Raw genomic sequence first — 15,715 nt, 5'->3', positions numbered from 1 at the left:
GGCCGCTCAGAAGGTCGCCCGCGCCTCCACCATCTCGGCCAGCAGCGCAGGTGTGGCGGCGGCGACCGGCAAGCGCCGCTCGCCTGGCTCGAGCACGACGAGGTCGCGCCCCCTCGCCTCGGTGATCGCGGCACCGGCCTCGGTGCACACGAGCTGCGCGCCCAGGTAGTCCCAGGGGGCGTGCCCGTGCTGTCCGCAGTCGATGAATCCGTCGATGACACCCGCCGCGACGAGACACAGGTCCAGCGCCGACGCTCCGTTGGTGCGGTACTGGCCCCAACCGAGACGCGCGGGCGGCAGGTCCGAGAGGACGACGAGGGCGTCCGAGAAGCGCTCACAACCGCTGGGCGCGATGGCCTCACCATCGCGGGTCGCGCCACCACCCCGGACAGCGGAATACCGCTCGCCCGACGCGAGGTTCGTCACGACCGAGGCCAACGGGCCCTGCGCGTCCACCGCACAGAGGCTCGTCGCGTACCACGGGATGCCGCGGCTCGCGTTCGTCGACCCGTCGACGGGATCGACGACGACCACCACCTCCCGCTGGGACTGGTGCAGGCCCGTCTCCTCGGAGAACACGCCGACACCGGCGTCCAGCAACATGGCGACCGCCACGTCGTCGGCAACGATGTCGTGGGTGTACTGGCCGGGAACCGTGTCGGCGAGCTGCCAGCCGTCGTGGCCGGCCAGGGCCTCGGTGATGCCGGCCACAACGTCGTCGAAGAGGGTCAGGAGCGAGTCGGGGTCCACCCGGCGAAGCTAGTCGCCGCGGCCGGCAGTCGGTGACGTCACCGTGGTTGAGTAGCGTTGTGGCGACGAAGGGGCTCATCAGCCCTTCGAAACACCATTCAGAGGAGACTGCACACGTGGCGGTTGTCGACATCGCAACGTTCATCACCGACGTGAAGGACCTCGCCGGCGACTACGGCTTCCATGTCCACGACGAGCGGCACTTCGTCGAGACGTACTCGATGCGCCAGGCGTGGGAGGTGGACCTGCACCCGGCCCACGCCTGCGGTGGCCCGTTGGACATCCATCTGGCGCTCGAGGTCGACCCCCGCGTGATGCTGGCGTTCGAAGACGCCCTGGTGGATCTCCCCGAGGGCGAGGACCCTCCGGAGGGCCACGAACTCCAGATGTCGTTCACCTGGGCGCTCCCGCCGCTCCCCCAGGGTCCGGATCTGCTCGTGCTCGCCACCGAACTCGCCGGCGTCGGCGGCGCCGACCTGCCCCTGGAGGTCTCCGCGGTGGATGCCTACATGGCCGTCACCGATGCGCCCGAACGCACCCTCGCCATCACGACCCGCGTGGCGGTGCCCCTCGGTCAGATCCACATGAACCATCAGCAACTCGACGATGTCCTGGACCGGGTCCGCAACGTCTCGGAGTACCTGCTGGACCGCGCGCCGGCGTGGCTCGGCGACTTCTGAGGACCACCTCGACGGGACCGCTCCTGCGATTTGGGCGTGCAGAGCCCGGACCTTCTAGCCTCGCCGTGTCGTTCGACGAGCACCGGGGTTGACACATGGCAGGCATCGAGAAGATCGAGGGAATCGGCAAGCGCAACGGCGCGAAGCTCGTGAAGGCTGGGATCCGCACGCCGGCGGCCCTGTTGAAGGCCGCCGGCGCCAAGAAGGACCGCAAGGCTCTCGCCGCCGAGACCGGCCTCGACGAGAAGGCCATCCTCACCTGGGTGAACAAGGCCGACCTGTTCCGCGTGAAGGGTGTCGGCGAGGAGTACAGCGACCTTCTCGAGGCGTGCGGAGTCGACACGGTCAAGGAACTCCGTCGCCGGAGCCCCAAGTCACTGCACGCGAAGCTTCTCGAGGGATCGGGTGGACGTGGCCGGGTCCGGCGCCCGCCGAGTCTGTCCATGGTCGAGCGCTGGGTCGCCGCCGCCAAGGAACTCGAGCCCGCAGTCACGTACTGACGCCGCCGCATCGCGACGCTGACCGCGGCGGCCGTCTCGTCAGCTCACCGGGAGCGGGCTGACCGAACCGGCCACGACATAGAACCCGACGTTGTTGCCGACCGGGATCTCGATCCCGGTGTGCGTCGTCGTCCCCGACATCCGATCGTGCATCGCGAGCATGCCGTCGACGGTGTACACGAAGAAGCGACCGTCGTCAGACCATGCCGTCGGGAACGCCGAGACGAGCGGCTCGTAGATGACCGTGCGGTCCGCCCGTTCCACCTCGACCACTTCGAAGGTCAGCGGCCCCGAGTTGGAGAACGCGTAGTAGCTGATCGCCTGCCCCGTCGGAGCGAACGTGATCACAGCGAACCGCGGCGCGGGTCCCAGATCGAAATCGGCGGGCCGGACCTCCCCTGTGGCGATCTCGACGATGCCGGTCCCACAGTCGAAGTCGCCGTCGCACCCCCAGTAGTAGACCGCGCCATCGGCCACACCCCTCACGGTGCCGGCGACCAACTCGCGCGCCCCGGCGCGGTCGACGAAGAAGATGCCGCCCGGCGTCTCCGCGACCACACCCGACCCGGTGGCTCCGACCACCTCGGCGACCGCCGGTAGGCGCAGCGTCAGTTGTGGATCGTCGCCGTTCAGATCCATGAGCTGGGCCCGCACGTGGTCGTAGCGGTCGTCGGGCTCACTCACGCGCCACACGGTGGTGGCCCGCGACGACCACACGATCAGGTCCTGCGACGGCGCCAACTCCACGCGGGTTCCGGTGTCGAGTGCCAGCGCCAGCGTCTCGTCGCCGTCGCGGGCGACGAGCCAACGGCCCGCCATGCCGACCGGGGTCGCCGTGCCCATGGATCCGATCGGAACGACGGTGGCCCGCTCTCCGCCCGCGACGTCCACCAACTCGGCCCCACCCCTGGTCGCCACGACGACCTGAAGTCCTGTCGCAACCGCACCTGCGCCCCCGGGGGGTTCCGTCGAGCGTCCGCCGTCGCGTTCCGTCACCAGTTCGGACGGGTCCGACGGGCCGGAGGATTCGGTGGCCGGCTGTCCCCCCGGCTCGGGCGTCGGGGCGACGTCGTCACCACCACCGAGGACGACGACCACCGTCGCCCAGGCCGCCATGGCTATTCCCGCTCCGAGCACCAACCAACGCCGGAACCCGCCGCCGAAGCGGCCCGGATGACTTGCCGCCGGTGCCGGAACCGGGTCGCCGGGCTCCGCTCCCACGGTGTGATCGCGACCGCCCGCGACCTCAGGGTTGTCCTCGAGCTCGATGATCGCGACCGCGTCAGCTACGGGGAGTCCGCACAGGCGACAGAAGGCATCACGGTCGTCGATCAGGCCGCCGCAGGACGGACACAGGTCGGGGGCCGGCACGCCGCGACCCTAGTGGGGCCCCGTCGTCGGCGAAGGGTCGTCGAAGCAGCCCCCCGAGGGGGCCAGGGGGTCAGTCGCGCTTGTTCTCGGTCGCTTCCAGGAGACGCTCGCGCAGGCCCCGCTTGGAGCCGGCACGCTCGGAGAAGAGACGTCGATGATCCCGGTCGGGCGGTGTCGTGTCGACATCGGTCATCGGCTGGGGGAACTGTTCGACATCATCGGCCTTCGGCTTCTCGATGGCGCGCCGGGCGTTGGCGGCGGCCGGGTCGAGGATCACAGCCAGGCGCTGCTCGACATCGTCGGATTCGAGGCGCAGGGTGCGGGCGAGGATCTCCATGTCGTCGTGACGCAGCGACCGGCGGGGAAGTTCGGAATCGGGGCGGAGCCCGCGGATCTCGCGCACGAACGACAGGTAGTTGCGGAGCAGTTCGGTGATCGTCAGACGGTCGGCGAGCTGCTGGATGCTCTCACCGGAGCCGATGGTCCCCGAGTCGAGGTTCACCTCGAGGTTGTCGCGTTCGGGCAGGAGTTTGTCGAGGTCCACCCGGTACGCGTCGACCAGGCCCGGGACGTCTTCGGGCAGAATGGGGTACACGCCCCGTTCGATCATGGACAGCACGACCGGAGTGAACTTCCACTCCAGCCGGCGGGCGATGTCGGCGAGCGCGATGCCCTCGCGGGTCCGGGCGGCGGCCAGGAACCGGCCCAGCCTGGCAGCGGGCACTTCGAGCACCTGCGCGTACTCCGGTGACAGTTCCATCGTCATGGCGTTCATATCGGCCGCAGGGCCGGTGGTCTTGAACCGCGACCGCGAAAACGCCCAATGGGTCGATCGGCTCATGGCGTCAATACCCACTCTAGGTGATAATTGGAGGCGAGTAGGCCACGCTCAGTGAACGTCCTGGCAGGGGCAGACGAACGTGGCCGGCAGGGAATCCACAGGGGAGACGATCATGGGCACGACCCGTCGCGCCGTGATGACGGCCATGGCGCTGCGTCGCCACGCTGTCCGTCGCAGCGAGCCCGTCAGTCGCCGCGGGCGCGTGAGCCGTTGTGAACGGGGTGCAGTCGCCCTGTTGTTGAGCGCGGGACTCGGCCTCATCGGAGCGGCGGTGGTAGCCGTCGACGTCGGCAGCATCCGCACGGCGCGCCACCATCTCCACGAGAACGCCGGGGGCGCCGCCCTGGCCGCCCTGGCTGAGCTCCCCGATGCCGACGCCGCCCGCACCTCTGCGTTCACCTACGCGGCGGCCAACGACGTGGCGGGTCTCGGCACTCTCGACGACACCGACGACATCGAGTTCGGATGGTGGGATCCCGACGCGGAGATGTTCATGCCGACCGGCACCGGCGGTGACGTCCCGGTCTCGGCTGTGCGCGTGACCGCGCACCGCGAGGAGGTCGAGACGAACGTCGGCGGCGTCGTCGCCCCCGTCCTCGGCATGGAGACGACCGACCTGACCGCGACCGAGGTTGCGTCGGTCGCGCTGACGACAATCCATTTCGAGGGGATCGCAGACGGACCCGTGCCGGCGACACTCGGGGCGGGAACCGGCACCGACCTGGACGAACGCGACGGTCTGGTCGGAGTCGCCGCGGTCTCACCTCCAGGTGTCGCCATAGGAATCGTCGACCTTCGCTGCGGTCTGGGGTGCCCCGGCGTCGACGCGACCTTCGATGATGCACACCACGCCCTGGTCAGCGCAGGCGGAACGGTGACCTTCGACTTCAGCTCCCTCGGTGACGGCGCCGCGACCCCATGGTCGATCCGCGTGCTCGGGGCCGCAGAGGATGCAGGGACGGTGACGATCGTCTATCGCGACGGTGACGGATCCGTTCTCGGACTCGAGGAGATGGACTCCCCGCCGCCCGGAGCATCGGTGACGTGGTTCCTCGAGCCTGCAGCCGAGGTGACCGAGATGATTATCCGGATGCCCGACGGAGCCGCCATCGACGATCTGCGCCTCGCGACCGGCCTGACCGTGGTGACCTGACTCCTGCGTCCGGACAGTCGAGGAAAGGGCCGAGGGAGACCCGGCGGATGGTCCAAGGACACTGGGCCGCTCAGAACGGGTCCCGTAACCTCGGATCCGATGGCCGTGCGAACCGGACACGGACCGACACCTACGGGAGGCATGCCGTGGCGAACGACGAGACCGGGACTTCGAACCCCGAGGGGCTCCTCGAACAACGTGAGTCACTACACACACGTCTGATCGAGTTGGAGAGGGCGCTGGCAGGCGCGGGGCCGGGCAGGATCGACGACTGGTCCGCCGACGTCGCGGCGGCGATGACGCGCGTGGCCGACGCGTTCGCCGAGCACGTCCACTTCACGGAGGACGCCGACGGCCTGTTCGCCGACGTGATGAGGCGCTCCCCCGGCCTCGCCGCCGCCGTCGAGACGCTGCGGATCGACCATCAACGGATCGACGACTGCCTGCGCGAGAACCTCGTCACGCTGGCCGCCGGGGTGAGCGGGGACCACGCGGCGTGGGTGGATCGAGTCCGCGCATCCGCCGGCGCACTGATGGGCCAGCTCACCTACCACCGCCAACAGGGCGCCGATCTGACTTACGCCGCGTTCTGGGACGACGAGGGCGGAAGCGGCTGAGGGCGCCGGCACCGGAAGACCACCCGCGGGCGTGGAAGGATCCCGCCCCGGACCCGGTTGGACCGACCATGCGAATCGATGTGTTCTCCGACGTCGTGTGTCCGTGGTGCTACCTCGGCGAGCGACGCCTCGCCGCTGCCCTGGCCGACATCGACGGGGGCGGCGATGTCGAGGTGCGCTGGCGGGCCTTCCAACTCGACCCCACAGCACCAGCGGAACCCCGTCCGCTCAGGCCTGCCCTCGAGCGCAAGTACGGACCCGGGTCCTACGAGGCGATGACGGCGCGTCTGGGCGCAGCCGCTCCCGAAGTGGGCATCGAGTACCGCTTCGACCTGGTCCAACGCGTCCGGAGCTGGGATGCGATGAGGCTGCTCGCGTGGACGGACCAGACCGAGGGTCCCGAGGCGGCGGAGGTGCTCCTCGCGCGTCTCTTCGAGGCCTATTTCACCGAGGGCGGCAACATCGCCGACCACGGCGCGCTGGCCCGCTGGGCGGACGAGACCGGCCTGGACGCGGGACTCGCGGCCGAGGCCCTCGCGTCGGATGCCGGTGCGCAGCGCGTGCAGGAGGACCTGCACGCCGCCGCGGAACTCGGCGTCAGCGCGGTCCCGACGTTCGTGGTGGACGGCGCATGGGCGATTCCCGGCGCCCAGGAGATCGTCACGATGAAGGCCCTGTTGAGCCGGGCCCTCGCGCGCACCTGAGGCGCCCCGGAGAAATTCGCCTCGGGGTCGCCCCGAACCCGGCCCGTCAGTTCTACGATTCCAGTGCCGACACGGGCTGGTTCCGGAGGGAAAGTACATGAGTCGACGACACGGATTGCGCGCGATCGCCGTCGCAGCGACGGCCGCGCTGATGGCAACCCTGGCCGTCGCCGGAGTCGACCCCGCCGGGGCGAGCCCGGGATCCCCACGAGGGTGGGTCGACTCGGTCAGCGTGGTCCCCGGAGGCGTCGATGTGGCCGGCTGGGCCGTCGACGCCGACCGGCCCGCAGACGCTGTGACCGTGCACGTCTACGCGAACGGCAGCTACGTCGACGGTCGCAGGGCATCGGCGCTGCGACCCGATGTGAACGCCGCTCTCGGCGTCACCGGCGGCCACGGATTCGGCTGGACCGTGCCACTCGGCCCCGGCTCCTGGGAACTCTGCGTCTACGCGCTCGGGGTCTCCGCAGGCGGCACACCCGACGGCGACAATCCCCGAATCGGGTGTCGCAACGTCACCATCGGCTCGACGGGGACTTCCGGCTCGACCGGAGGGAGCGGTGCGGCCCTGGCCCCGCGCGGCAACCTCGACCGCGTCCGTTCGTCGGATCGGGGCATCACGATCGCGGGGTGGGCGCTGGACGGCAACGCCTCGTCGAGCCCCGTCACCATCCAGGTGTGGTCCAGCGGACGGTTCCTCGGCAGCCGCCTCGCCGACTCGGCCCGGCCCGACGTGAACGCCGCTCTCGGCGTGGACGGCGCCCACGGATTCGGCTGGACGGTCCCCGTCGGGCCGGGGATCCACGAGGTGTGCATCTACGCGATGGGGCTCGGGGCCGGGGCAACGCGGTCCGGCCCGGACTCACTGCTGGGTTGCCGGCGCGTCGCAGTCGGCGGTGAGGCGGCCGCGGACGTACAGACGCGCCTTCTCCAACTCGGCTACTGGCACGACGATCCGGCGGGTGTCTTCGGCGACGGCACGAAACACGCGGTGACCGCCCTCCAGAAGGTCGCCGGGCTCCCTCTCACGGGTGTCGTGGATTCGGCGACCCGCGCCGCTCTGGACGACGGGGTGCGCCCGGCGGCCCGCTCGAGTTCAGGGCGGGTGATGGAGGTGGATCTGGACCTGCAGGTCGTCTACGTGGTCGACACGGGACACATCGACGCGATCCTCGACGCCTCGACCGGCAAGGCGTCCACCCCTACGCCTCCCGGGCGTTTCGAGGTCTTCCGCAGCGTCAACGCGTGGGATCCCGGTCCGTACGGTTCGTTGTACCGGCCCCGCTACTTCGTCGGCGGGATCGCCTTCCACGGGTTCGGTAGCGTCCCGACCGCTGCGGCTTCACACGGATGCGTCCGGCTCACGCTCGATGCCATGGACTGGGTGTGGGCCGAGAACATCATGCCGATCGGCACCGACGTCTGGGTCTACTGACGGGCCGGCGACGGCGCCACAGATCCCCGCCTCGGCCGGCGCTCGATGATTCAGGCCCGGCGCCGGCGGGTATCCCCTGTGCATGAACTTCAAACTCGGATTCATCGCAGGCGCGGCCGCGGGCTACTCGCTGTCGCAGTTCCTCACCGCCGACCAGCGCCGAAAGCTCGAACAACGCCTGGCGGAGGCCCGCGACAACCCCCGCATCAGCAGGGTCACCGACTCGGTCCGCCGCAACGCGGGTCAGGTGGCCGACGCGGTGACCGACCGGGTCACGAGCGCAGCGGCCACAGCCGGTGACGCCGTCACCGGCGCCGTCGATGCGACGAACGGATCCACCACACCGGACGGCTTCGGATCTGCGGACCGGCCGCCGACCGCCGCCGAGGAGCTCGACGCCGAGAAGGCTGCCGAGACGGCCCCCGACGTCGGCGACACGTACGACGAGATGGCCCGGCTCGGCGCCGAGAACACCGGCGAGGGCCGCGTACCCTGACGAGCGCCTGCGACGTCGAAGTCAGCCGCCGCGTCGGCGGATCCACCCGCCGGCCGCTGCGGCGGCCCGACGACCGACCCCCAACAACCCATGACCCGATTCGGAGCCGACACCCACCGTGTCGGCTCCGCCGCGTTCATCCGCGCCGGCCTCGGCCCGGGGCTGTTGTGCCGTCCCGGCCTCACGTAGGTCGGCGAGACGTTCCCGCAGGAATGCCGCCTCGGTCTCGGCCCGCGCGGCGCGCTCGCGAGCCTCCGCCAGTTCCCGACCGGCCTCGTGGAGGTTGCCCAACTGGTCGAGCATCCGATTCCACGCACTCAGCGGTACGAGAAGGGCCTCCCCCTCGACCGCGCCCATCTCCGGTGTCCGCGGTGCAAGATCGGCGTCGGCGACCGGATCAGACCCGGTGGGGACGCGTTCGCCGCCGCCGCCATGACCACCGGTCTGAGTCGTTCTCGGACGTGGACGCCCGCCGCTCTCACGTAGCGCCGCCGTCTCCCAACGCGTCGTGGGTTCCATAGATCGAACGTAGCCCGCCACACGACCGCGGTGGCTGACCTAGGATGCGGCTCGGACCACGGTCCGCGACACTTCCATGGCCGATCACTCACCGCTCCCCGCCGACGAGATCCGTGCCATCGTGCGCCGCGTCACCCAGGGCGTACTGGAAGCGGACCTCTCCACCGACGCGGCCGACCCCGGCACCCGCATGCACCTGTCGGACTCCACCGCCGTGGAAACGGGAGGCCGGCCCGGTGACGGGTCCGCGTCGGCGGGAATCGCGATCGGCGCCGACCACGGTGGCTTCGCGCTGAAACAGGACCTGGCGGGCAAGCTCGCCGTCGCCGGACACCGCGTCGTCGACTGTGGCACCGACAGCCCCCATCCGGTCGACTATCCCGACGTCGCGCACGCCGTCGCCCGCCTGGTCGCCGAGGGCGCCGTCGGCGCGGGAATCATCATCGACGGGGCCGGCATCGGCTCGGCCATGGTGGCCAACAAGGTGCCCGGCGTGCGGGCCGCGCTGTGTTACGACCTCTCCACGGCGCGAAACAGCCGCGAGCACAACCACGCCAACGTCATGACGCTCGGCGCCGGGCTCACCGGTCCCGCCCTCGCCTGGCAGATCGTCGAGGAGTGGCTGTCGGTTTCCTGGGGCCCCGACCGTCACGCCCGACGGGTCGCCATGATCGACGACTTCGAACATCGGTACTCCCGCCTCCTCGAACCGTCGCGAGGTGGGGCGTGACCACCACCCCGCTCGATCGCGAGATGCTCGTCGAGTTGATCACCCAGGAGGTGCTGTCGGTACTGGCCGCCCGCACCGACATCTGCGAGACGCCCGAGAAGGTGGCCAACGCGGTCGCCAACGGCGCCGACCGGGTGGCGTACCACGGTGACGCGGCCTCGGTCCCCCTCGAGATGGCGCGCTACATCGACCACACGCTCCTCAAGCCCGATGCCACGGCCGACGAGATCGACACGTTGTGTTCCGAGGCGGCCGAGTACCACTTCGCCTCCGTGTGCGTGAACCCGACCTGGGTCGCACGGTGCGCCGGCAACCTCCGCGGGTCCGACGTCAAGGTCTGCACCGTCATCGGCTTTCCCCTCGGTGCCACCACCCCGCGCATCAAGGCGATGGAGGCACGGCAGGCACTACGCGACGGTGCACGCGAGGTCGACATGGTCCTCAACATCGGAGCACTCAGATCCGGCCATCTCGATCTCGTCCGCGAGGACATCGAGAAGGTGGTCGACTCGGCGCACGAGGCCGGCGCGATCGTCAAGGTCATCTTGGAGACGGCGCTGCTCACCGATGAGGAGAAGGTCGTCGCCTCGGCCATCGCCAAGGCTGCAAAGGCCGACTTCGTCAAGACATCCACCGGATTCGGCGGTGGCGGCGCCACCGTCTACGACGTCGCTCTGATGCGCGAGACCGTGGGACCCGAGATGGGCGTGAAAGCCTCCGGCGGTGTGCGAACCGCCGCCGACGCGAAGGACATGATCGCCGCCGGCGCCACCCGGATCGGGGCCTCCGCCGGTGTGCAGATCGTCAACGAGACACAAGGAGCCACCGGTGACGACGGGTATTGACCTTCGATCGTTCGTCTTCCTCGACAACCTCCAACCCCAACACGCCGCCTTCATCGGGACCGTGTCGCAGGGTTTCCTCCCGCTGGCCGGCGACGCGTCGCTCTACGTGGAGATCGCACCCGGCATCGAGATCAACCGCCTGACCGACGTCGCCATGAAGTCCACCTCGGTACGCCCCGGCATGCAGATCATCGAGCGCGTGTACGGGATGTTGGAGGTGCACTCCCCCGACCAGGCCGAGACCCGCGCCGCGGGCGAGGCGATCCTCGAAGCGGTCGGCCTGTCGGAGTCCCAGCGCATCAAGCCGAAGATCCTGTCGAGCCAGATCATCCGGCGCATCGACGACCACCACGCGCAGCTCATCAACCGCGTCCGCCACGGGCAGATGATCATTCCCGGTCAGACCCTCTACACGCTCGAATGTGAGCCCGCCGCCTACATCGCGCTCGCCACCAACGAAGCCGAGAAGGCTGCGGACATCAACGTCCTGGAAGTCCGGGCGTACGGTGCGGTCGGACGGGTGTACCTGGGCGGCGAGGAGCGCGACATCGACGTCGGCTGGCAGGCCGCCGTCGCGGCCCTCGAGGGACTCGAGGGACGGACACCGTGAACGCAGTGATCCACGACGCCCGGCTGAGTCGGGCGTCCATGAGACTCGGAAACGAGAAGGGAGTCAGGAATGGCTGATGCGCTCGGCATGATCGAATGCAGGAGCTTCGCGGCGATGGTCGAGGGGGCCGATGCCATGGTGAAGGCGGCCAAGGTGGAGCTCGTCTCCTACGCCGAGACCGGCGGGGGCTACGTGACCGCGGTGGTCCGGGGTGATGTCGCGGCCGTGAAGGCGGCCATCGACGCCGGGGTACGCGGCGCGGAGAAGGTCGGCGAGGTCATCGCCAGCCACGTCATCGCCCGCCCGCACCTCAACATCGACCTGGTCCTGCCGCTGGGCCGCGCGCAGGACGCGCAGAACGAGCTCGGCTGACGTGCTCCTCGGAAGGGTCGCCGGAACCGTGGTGGCCAGTCGTAAGGAGCCGTTGCTCGAGGGGTCGACGCTGCTGCTCGTGCGCCAACTCGACGTGGACGACACAGAGACCGGCGGCTACGTCGTAGCCGTCGACTCCGTCGGCGCGGGCGTCGGCGAGGTCGTCCTCTACGCGTCGGGAAGTTCCGCCCGCCAGACGGCCGCCACCCGCGACCGTCCCGTCGACGCCGTCATCATGGCGATCGTCGACACGTGGGAGGTCGACGGCGACACGGTGTGGTCGAAGTGACGGCTCAGGTCGAACCGTGCTGAGCGACACCGAGATCCAGGCGATCATCTCGCGGGTCAAGGGACGCGTCGCCGCCGTCGAAGGGCGCACACACACCGGGCCGGCCCTCGACGCCGCCGCGGAGATGGCCGATGTCACCGCACGTCTCGGCGACGGAATCCATCCCACGATCGACGCGGCGGTCTCGGCTGCCAAACGCGCCTCGGTGACCTACCGCGAGTCCGGGCTCGGCAGCCGCAAGACCATCGTCGAGGCGATCCGCGAGGCGATGCTGCGCGAGGGTGAGCGACTCGCGTACCTCGCCCGAGAGGAGACCGGCCTCGGGCGCGCCGAGGACAAGGTCATCAAGAACCACCTCGTGACGACGAAGACACCGGGGCCCGAGGATCTCGAGCCGCAGGCGGTCACCGGCGACGGCGGGATGATGGTCACCGAGTACGCGCCCTACGGCGTCATCGGGTCCATCACCCCGACGACCAACCCGACCTCGACCATCATCAACAACACGATCGCGATGGTGTCGGCCGGCAACGCCGTCACCTTCAACGTCCACCCGAGCGCGAAGAACGTCTCCGTCGAGAACATCCAGATCCTCAACCGCGCGATCGTCGCCGCCGGCGGCCCGCCAGATCTGGTGACCGCCGTGCCGAATCCGACGCTGGACTCGGCCAGGGAGCTCATGAGCCACCCCGATGTGTCGGTGCTACTCGTCACCGGCGGTCCGGCCGTCGTCGGCGAGGCCCTGCGGACCCCGAAGAAGGCCATCACCGCCGGTCCGGGCAATCCACCGGCCGTCGTCGACACGACCGCCGACGTCGACCAGGCCGGCCACGACATCGTGCGGGGCGCCTCCTTCGACAACGGCATCATCTGCACCGACGAGAAGACGACGATCGTCGTCGACTCCGTCGCCGATCGCCTCGTGACGGCGATGACCGCCGCAGGCGCCTACAGGCTCAAGGAGCACGAACTCAAGCGGCTCGAGCGGGTCATCTTCCGGGAGATGGGCCCACCGAACAAGCCCGGTTCCATCAACCCGGCCTGGATCGGCAAGGACGCAGGGCGGATCCTCGCAGAGATCGGCGTTCAGGTGGACGCGGATGTGCGCCTCCTCGTCGCCGAGGTGCCGAAGGAACACAACCTCGTCTGGACCGAGCAGATGATGCCGGTCATGCCGGTCGTACGGGTCAACGATGTCGAGGCCGCCATCGAACTCGCCGTGAAGACCGAGCACGGCTTCCGCCACACCGCCTCGATCCACTCCACCAACGTCGACACCATCACCCGGATGGCGAGGGCCATGAACTGTTCGATTCTCGTGGCGAACGGCCCCAACTTCGCCGGGCTCGGCCAGGGAGGCGAAGGATTCACCTCGTTCTCCATCGCCAGCCCCACCGGTGAAGGGCTGACGCGTCCCCGCACTTTCTCGCGCATACGGCGCGTGACGGTCGTCGGTTCACTGCGGATCGTCTGAACGTGGCCCTCGCCACGACCGCCGACCCGGCCCTGGGTCTGCTCGAACTCGATTCCGTCGCCATCGGAGTGCTCACCGGCGACGCGATGGTGAAGGCATCTCCCGTCTCGGCGATCTACAGCGGCACCGTTCATCCGGGCCATTACCTCCTGGCCGTCACCGGTGACACGGCGAGCGTCGAGATCGCTCTCGAGACCGGCCGTGCGACCGCTGGGAACGTGGTGATCGACGAAGTGTTCCTTCCCGCCGTCGCCGCTGCAGTAGCAGCCGCGATTGTGACGGACTCCCAGGCCGCAACCGCGGACGGCGAGGCGGTCGGCATCATCGAGTGCACCGGCGTGGCGGCCGCCATCGACGCTGCGGACGCCGCCGTCAAAGCGGCGGACGTCCAGATCGCCACCCTGCGACTCGCCGACGGCCTCGGCGGAAAGGGTTATGTCATGCTCGGCGGCGTGCTCGCGGAGACGGAGGCGGCGGTGGAGGCAGGGCTCTCCCGCCTGGACCCGGGAAGAGTGCTGCACTCGGTCGTGATCGCCCAACTCGCTCCGGAGATGCGGGCCGACCTCGCCGCAGACCTGCGGTTCCGCCGCGTCGTGCGGACGGGCAGCGCCTGATGCTGCTCGGGCGGGTACGCGGCACCGTGGTCGCAACCGTGAAGAGTCCCGGCCTCCGAGGAGTGAAGCTCCTCGTCGTCCAGCCGCTCGACAAGAACCGCGAGCCGGCCGGCCGGTGCGTGGTCGCTGCCGACGCCGTGCGGATGTCCGGCCCCGGCGAACTCGTCTATTACGTGGCGTCGCGGGAAGCCGCCGAGGCTCTCGAACCGTCCTTCGTCCCCGTCGACCACGCCATCGTGGGCATCGTCGACGACGTCGACCTCGACCCGACGGGCCGGGCGGGACGTCGAACCGGTCGACACGTCGAACCGTGAAGCTCGCGAACGTCATCGGCACGGTGGTCTCCACGATCAACCACGAGATCTTCGACGCGCAGCGCCTGCTCATGTGTGAGCTCGAGGGTTCGGCGGAGTACCTGATCGCCGTCGACGTCGTCGACGCGGGAATCGGCGACCGTGTCCTCCTGCTCGACGAGGGGACGGGCGCCCGTCAGATCCTGGGCGTGACGTCGGGACCGATCCGAACGGTCGTCGTGGGCATCATCGACGACGTCCATGACGAATCCGCGACAGCCATGTCGGACGGGTTGCGGTAGCGCGACAGTTCACCGACCCGCGGAACTCCACACCCTCGCCGGACGTACCTTCCCCGTCCAGCGACAACGGGGGGTTCAGAGATGGCCATTCGACACGGTTCGCGATTCCTGGCAGCCGCGGCTGCCCTCTTACTGGTGCTCGCCGCGTGCGGCGCCGACGGTGACGACGACACGTCGTCTTCGGGAGACGGCGCGGGCGCCTTCGACGAGGGTCCCTACGACGACGGGGGCGACGCGGGATCCGATGACGGGGCCGCCTCCGACGACGGCAGCTCCGGGTCCGGCGCCGTCGCAACGGGCACTTCGACGTCGGGCGTGCTGTCGGAGAACGCGACCCTCACATCGCAGTCGGGCCCGGGCACCGTCGGCCGCAGCATCGTGTTCACCGGGTCCATCACCGTCGAGGTCGAGAACCTCGTGTCGGCCGGCGAGCGGACCGCCGTGGCGACTGAGGCACTGGGTGGCTTCGTGGCGGCGGAGCAGTCGGGCTTCGACGATCATCCGTCGACGGTGCTCACCCTCAGAGTCCCGCCGGAGGGGTTCCGGTCGCTCCTCGGCCGCCTGGGCGACCTCGGTGAGGTCAGGTCGCAGAGCGTCGACTCGAGCGACGTCACCGAACGTGTGGTGGACCTCGAGTCCCGTATCAGCACGGCGGATGTGAGCGTGGCAAGGCTCCGCGAGTTCCTTGCGGGAGCGACGACCACATCGGACGTACGCGAGCTCGAGGCGGAGCTCGTGTCACGCGAGACCGAACTCGAACAGCTCCGGGGAGAACTGCGCTCCGTCGAGTCGCGGGTTTCCCTGTCGACGATCGTGGCGACCCTGGTTCCCCTGCCCGACGATCCGCCGGCGGCGCCCGGCGACGACGACGCGCCGCTTCCGGGATTCGCCGAGGCGCTCGGCGGCGGCTGGGACGCGTTCCGCCGGATCGGTTCCGGCCTCGTGGTCGGCGTTCTCGCTGCGCTGCCCTTCCTCGGCGTCGCCGTGGTCGTCAGCGGTGCGGTGGTGACCGCGCTGCGACGGCGACGCCCTCCGACGGACCCTCCGGGGCCGGTTCCCGCTGCGCGAGCCGCCGTCACCCGACCGTGAGATGACCACCGCGCGGGCGCGGTGGTGCCTT

Annotated in this window: 21 protein-coding genes; 17 read left to right on the top strand and 4 right to left on the bottom strand. The window is 69.7% G+C overall.

The window, feature by feature from the left end; translation table 11 throughout:
• Nucleotides 1-6 precede the first annotated feature (6 nt).
• Nucleotides 7-750, bottom strand: a complete 744-nt coding sequence (locus RIE08_14955) for an inositol monophosphatase family protein (protein MEQ8718906.1) — start codon at nucleotides 748-750, stop codon at nucleotides 7-9.
• A gap of 116 nt (nucleotides 751-866) precedes the next feature.
• On the opposite strand from RIE08_14955, the gene RIE08_14950 reads away from it, so the two are divergent.
• Both RIE08_14950 and RIE08_14945 read left to right on the top strand, forming a co-directional pair.
• On the top strand, nucleotides 867-1,430 hold the full coding sequence (locus RIE08_14950) for a hypothetical protein (protein ID MEQ8718905.1): 564 nt from the start codon (nucleotides 867-869) through the stop codon (nucleotides 1,428-1,430).
• A 95-nt stretch (nucleotides 1,431-1,525) separates the two neighbouring features.
• A complete protein-coding gene (locus tag RIE08_14945) occupies nucleotides 1,526-1,930 on the top strand; it encodes a DUF4332 domain-containing protein (protein ID MEQ8718904.1) in 405 nt (134 codons plus the stop codon).
• 39 nt (nucleotides 1,931-1,969) lie between these two features.
• Here the strand turns inward: RIE08_14945 and RIE08_14940 are convergent, their stop codons facing one another.
• Nucleotides 1,970-3,301 (bottom strand): zinc ribbon domain-containing protein, encoded by a 1,332-nt coding sequence (locus RIE08_14940; protein ID MEQ8718903.1) that lies wholly within the window; start codon nucleotides 3,299-3,301, stop codon nucleotides 1,970-1,972.
• 70 nt (nucleotides 3,302-3,371) lie between these two features.
• Nucleotides 3,372-4,142 (bottom strand): helix-turn-helix transcriptional regulator, encoded by a 771-nt coding sequence (locus tag RIE08_14935; protein MEQ8718902.1) that lies wholly within the window; start codon nucleotides 4,140-4,142, stop codon nucleotides 3,372-3,374.
• 112 nt (nucleotides 4,143-4,254) lie between these two features.
• Here RIE08_14935 and RIE08_14930 point away from each other — a divergent pair, with 112 nt between their 5' ends.
• The 5 genes from RIE08_14930 to RIE08_14910 all read left to right on the top strand — a co-directional run bounded on the left by RIE08_14930 (nucleotide 4,255) and on the right by RIE08_14910 (nucleotide 8,547).
• Nucleotides 4,255-5,295 carry a hypothetical protein gene (locus RIE08_14930; GenBank protein MEQ8718901.1) on the top strand — a complete coding sequence of 347 codons (1,041 nt, stop codon included), beginning with the start codon at nucleotides 4,255-4,257 and terminating at the stop codon, nucleotides 5,293-5,295.
• A 146-nt stretch (nucleotides 5,296-5,441) separates the two neighbouring features.
• Nucleotides 5,442-5,912: a hemerythrin domain-containing protein gene (locus tag RIE08_14925; protein MEQ8718900.1), complete on the top strand. Its 471-nt coding sequence runs from the start codon at nucleotides 5,442-5,444 to the stop codon at nucleotides 5,910-5,912.
• A 68-nt stretch (nucleotides 5,913-5,980) separates the two neighbouring features.
• On the top strand, nucleotides 5,981-6,616 hold the full coding sequence (locus RIE08_14920) for a DsbA family oxidoreductase (GenBank protein MEQ8718899.1): 636 nt from the start codon (nucleotides 5,981-5,983) through the stop codon (nucleotides 6,614-6,616).
• A 97-nt stretch (nucleotides 6,617-6,713) separates the two neighbouring features.
• Nucleotides 6,714-8,051, top strand: a complete 1,338-nt coding sequence (locus RIE08_14915) for a L,D-transpeptidase family protein (GenBank protein ID MEQ8718898.1) — start codon at nucleotides 6,714-6,716, stop codon at nucleotides 8,049-8,051.
• Nucleotides 8,052-8,133: 82 nt separating this feature from the next.
• The gene (locus RIE08_14910) at nucleotides 8,134-8,547 is read left to right on the top strand and encodes a hypothetical protein (protein MEQ8718897.1); all 414 of its coding nucleotides are present in this window, start codon (nucleotides 8,134-8,136) and stop codon (nucleotides 8,545-8,547) included.
• Nucleotides 8,548-8,568: 21 nt separating this feature from the next.
• Here the strand turns inward: RIE08_14910 and RIE08_14905 are convergent, their stop codons facing one another.
• Nucleotides 8,569-9,066 carry a hypothetical protein gene (locus RIE08_14905; protein MEQ8718896.1) on the bottom strand — a complete coding sequence of 166 codons (498 nt, stop codon included), beginning with the start codon at nucleotides 9,064-9,066 and terminating at the stop codon, nucleotides 8,569-8,571.
• A 76-nt stretch (nucleotides 9,067-9,142) separates the two neighbouring features.
• Here RIE08_14905 and RIE08_14900 point away from each other — a divergent pair, with 76 nt between their 5' ends.
• The 10 genes from RIE08_14900 (at nucleotide 9,143) to RIE08_14855 (ending at nucleotide 15,684) form a co-directional block, all read left to right on the top strand.
• Nucleotides 9,143-9,796: an RpiB/LacA/LacB family sugar-phosphate isomerase gene (locus RIE08_14900; GenBank protein MEQ8718895.1), complete on the top strand. Its 654-nt coding sequence runs from the start codon at nucleotides 9,143-9,145 to the stop codon at nucleotides 9,794-9,796.
• Nucleotides 9,793-10,641, top strand: a complete 849-nt coding sequence (gene deoC / locus RIE08_14895; protein MEQ8718894.1) for a deoxyribose-phosphate aldolase — start codon at nucleotides 9,793-9,795, stop codon at nucleotides 10,639-10,641. The genes RIE08_14900 and deoC overlap by 4 nt, the downstream gene beginning before the upstream one ends.
• Nucleotides 10,625-11,251, top strand: coding sequence for a hypothetical protein (locus RIE08_14890; GenBank protein MEQ8718893.1), 627 nt, complete (start codon nucleotides 10,625-10,627; stop codon nucleotides 11,249-11,251). The genes deoC and RIE08_14890 overlap by 17 nt, the downstream gene beginning before the upstream one ends.
• Before the next feature lie 69 nt (nucleotides 11,252-11,320).
• Complete coding sequence (locus RIE08_14885; GenBank protein ID MEQ8718892.1) at nucleotides 11,321-11,623, top strand: BMC domain-containing protein; 303 nt, start codon at nucleotides 11,321-11,323, stop codon at nucleotides 11,621-11,623.
• Nucleotide 11,624: 1 nt separating this feature from the next.
• On the top strand, nucleotides 11,625-11,912 hold the full coding sequence (locus tag RIE08_14880) for a EutN/CcmL family microcompartment protein (GenBank protein ID MEQ8718891.1): 288 nt from the start codon (nucleotides 11,625-11,627) through the stop codon (nucleotides 11,910-11,912).
• Nucleotides 11,913-11,928: 16 nt separating this feature from the next.
• Entirely contained in the window at nucleotides 11,929-13,386 is a 1,458-nt protein-coding gene (locus RIE08_14875) for an aldehyde dehydrogenase EutE (protein ID MEQ8718890.1), read from the top strand.
• A 2-nt stretch (nucleotides 13,387-13,388) separates the two neighbouring features.
• Nucleotides 13,389-14,000, top strand: a complete 612-nt coding sequence (locus tag RIE08_14870) for a BMC domain-containing protein (protein MEQ8718889.1) — start codon at nucleotides 13,389-13,391, stop codon at nucleotides 13,998-14,000.
• Complete coding sequence (locus RIE08_14865; GenBank protein ID MEQ8718888.1) at nucleotides 14,000-14,314, top strand: EutN/CcmL family microcompartment protein; 315 nt, start codon at nucleotides 14,000-14,002, stop codon at nucleotides 14,312-14,314. The genes RIE08_14870 and RIE08_14865 overlap by 1 nt, the downstream gene beginning before the upstream one ends.
• The gene (locus RIE08_14860) at nucleotides 14,311-14,595 is read left to right on the top strand and encodes a EutN/CcmL family microcompartment protein (protein ID MEQ8718887.1); all 285 of its coding nucleotides are present in this window, start codon (nucleotides 14,311-14,313) and stop codon (nucleotides 14,593-14,595) included. The genes RIE08_14865 and RIE08_14860 overlap by 4 nt, the downstream gene beginning before the upstream one ends.
• A gap of 81 nt (nucleotides 14,596-14,676) precedes the next feature.
• A complete protein-coding gene (locus RIE08_14855; protein MEQ8718886.1) occupies nucleotides 14,677-15,684 on the top strand; it encodes a DUF4349 domain-containing protein in 1,008 nt (335 codons plus the stop codon).
• Nucleotides 15,685-15,715: the final 31 nt, after the last annotated feature.

Source organism: Acidimicrobiales bacterium (assembly GCA_040219085.1).
Taxonomy (GTDB): Bacteria; Actinomycetota; Acidimicrobiia; order Acidimicrobiales; family JAVJTC01; genus JAVJTC01.
Note: the sequence above shows the minus strand (reverse complement) of the source record. Positions and strands in the feature narration are given on the sequence as shown.

Coding starts and splice junctions, on each gene's coding strand:
- RIE08_14945 (MEQ8718904.1), top strand. CDS start 1,526: ATGGCAGGCATCGAGAAGATCGAGGGAATCGGCAAGCGCAACGGCGCG.
- RIE08_14935 (MEQ8718902.1), bottom strand. CDS start 4,142: ATGAGCCGATCGACCCATTGGGCGTTTTCGCGGTCGCGGTTCAAGACC.
- RIE08_14930 (MEQ8718901.1), top strand. CDS start 4,255: ATGGGCACGACCCGTCGCGCCGTGATGACGGCCATGGCGCTGCGTCGC.
- RIE08_14920 (MEQ8718899.1), top strand. CDS start 5,981: ATGCGAATCGATGTGTTCTCCGACGTCGTGTGTCCGTGGTGCTACCTC.
- RIE08_14915 (MEQ8718898.1), top strand. CDS start 6,714: ATGAGTCGACGACACGGATTGCGCGCGATCGCCGTCGCAGCGACGGCC.
- RIE08_14910 (MEQ8718897.1), top strand. CDS start 8,134: ATGAACTTCAAACTCGGATTCATCGCAGGCGCGGCCGCGGGCTACTCG.
- RIE08_14905 (MEQ8718896.1), bottom strand. CDS start 9,066: ATGGAACCCACGACGCGTTGGGAGACGGCGGCGCTACGTGAGAGCGGC.
- RIE08_14900 (MEQ8718895.1), top strand. CDS start 9,143: ATGGCCGATCACTCACCGCTCCCCGCCGACGAGATCCGTGCCATCGTG.
- RIE08_14885 (MEQ8718892.1), top strand. CDS start 11,321: ATGGCTGATGCGCTCGGCATGATCGAATGCAGGAGCTTCGCGGCGATG.
- RIE08_14865 (MEQ8718888.1), top strand. CDS start 14,000: ATGCTGCTCGGGCGGGTACGCGGCACCGTGGTCGCAACCGTGAAGAGT.
- RIE08_14855 (MEQ8718886.1), top strand. CDS start 14,677: ATGGCCATTCGACACGGTTCGCGATTCCTGGCAGCCGCGGCTGCCCTC.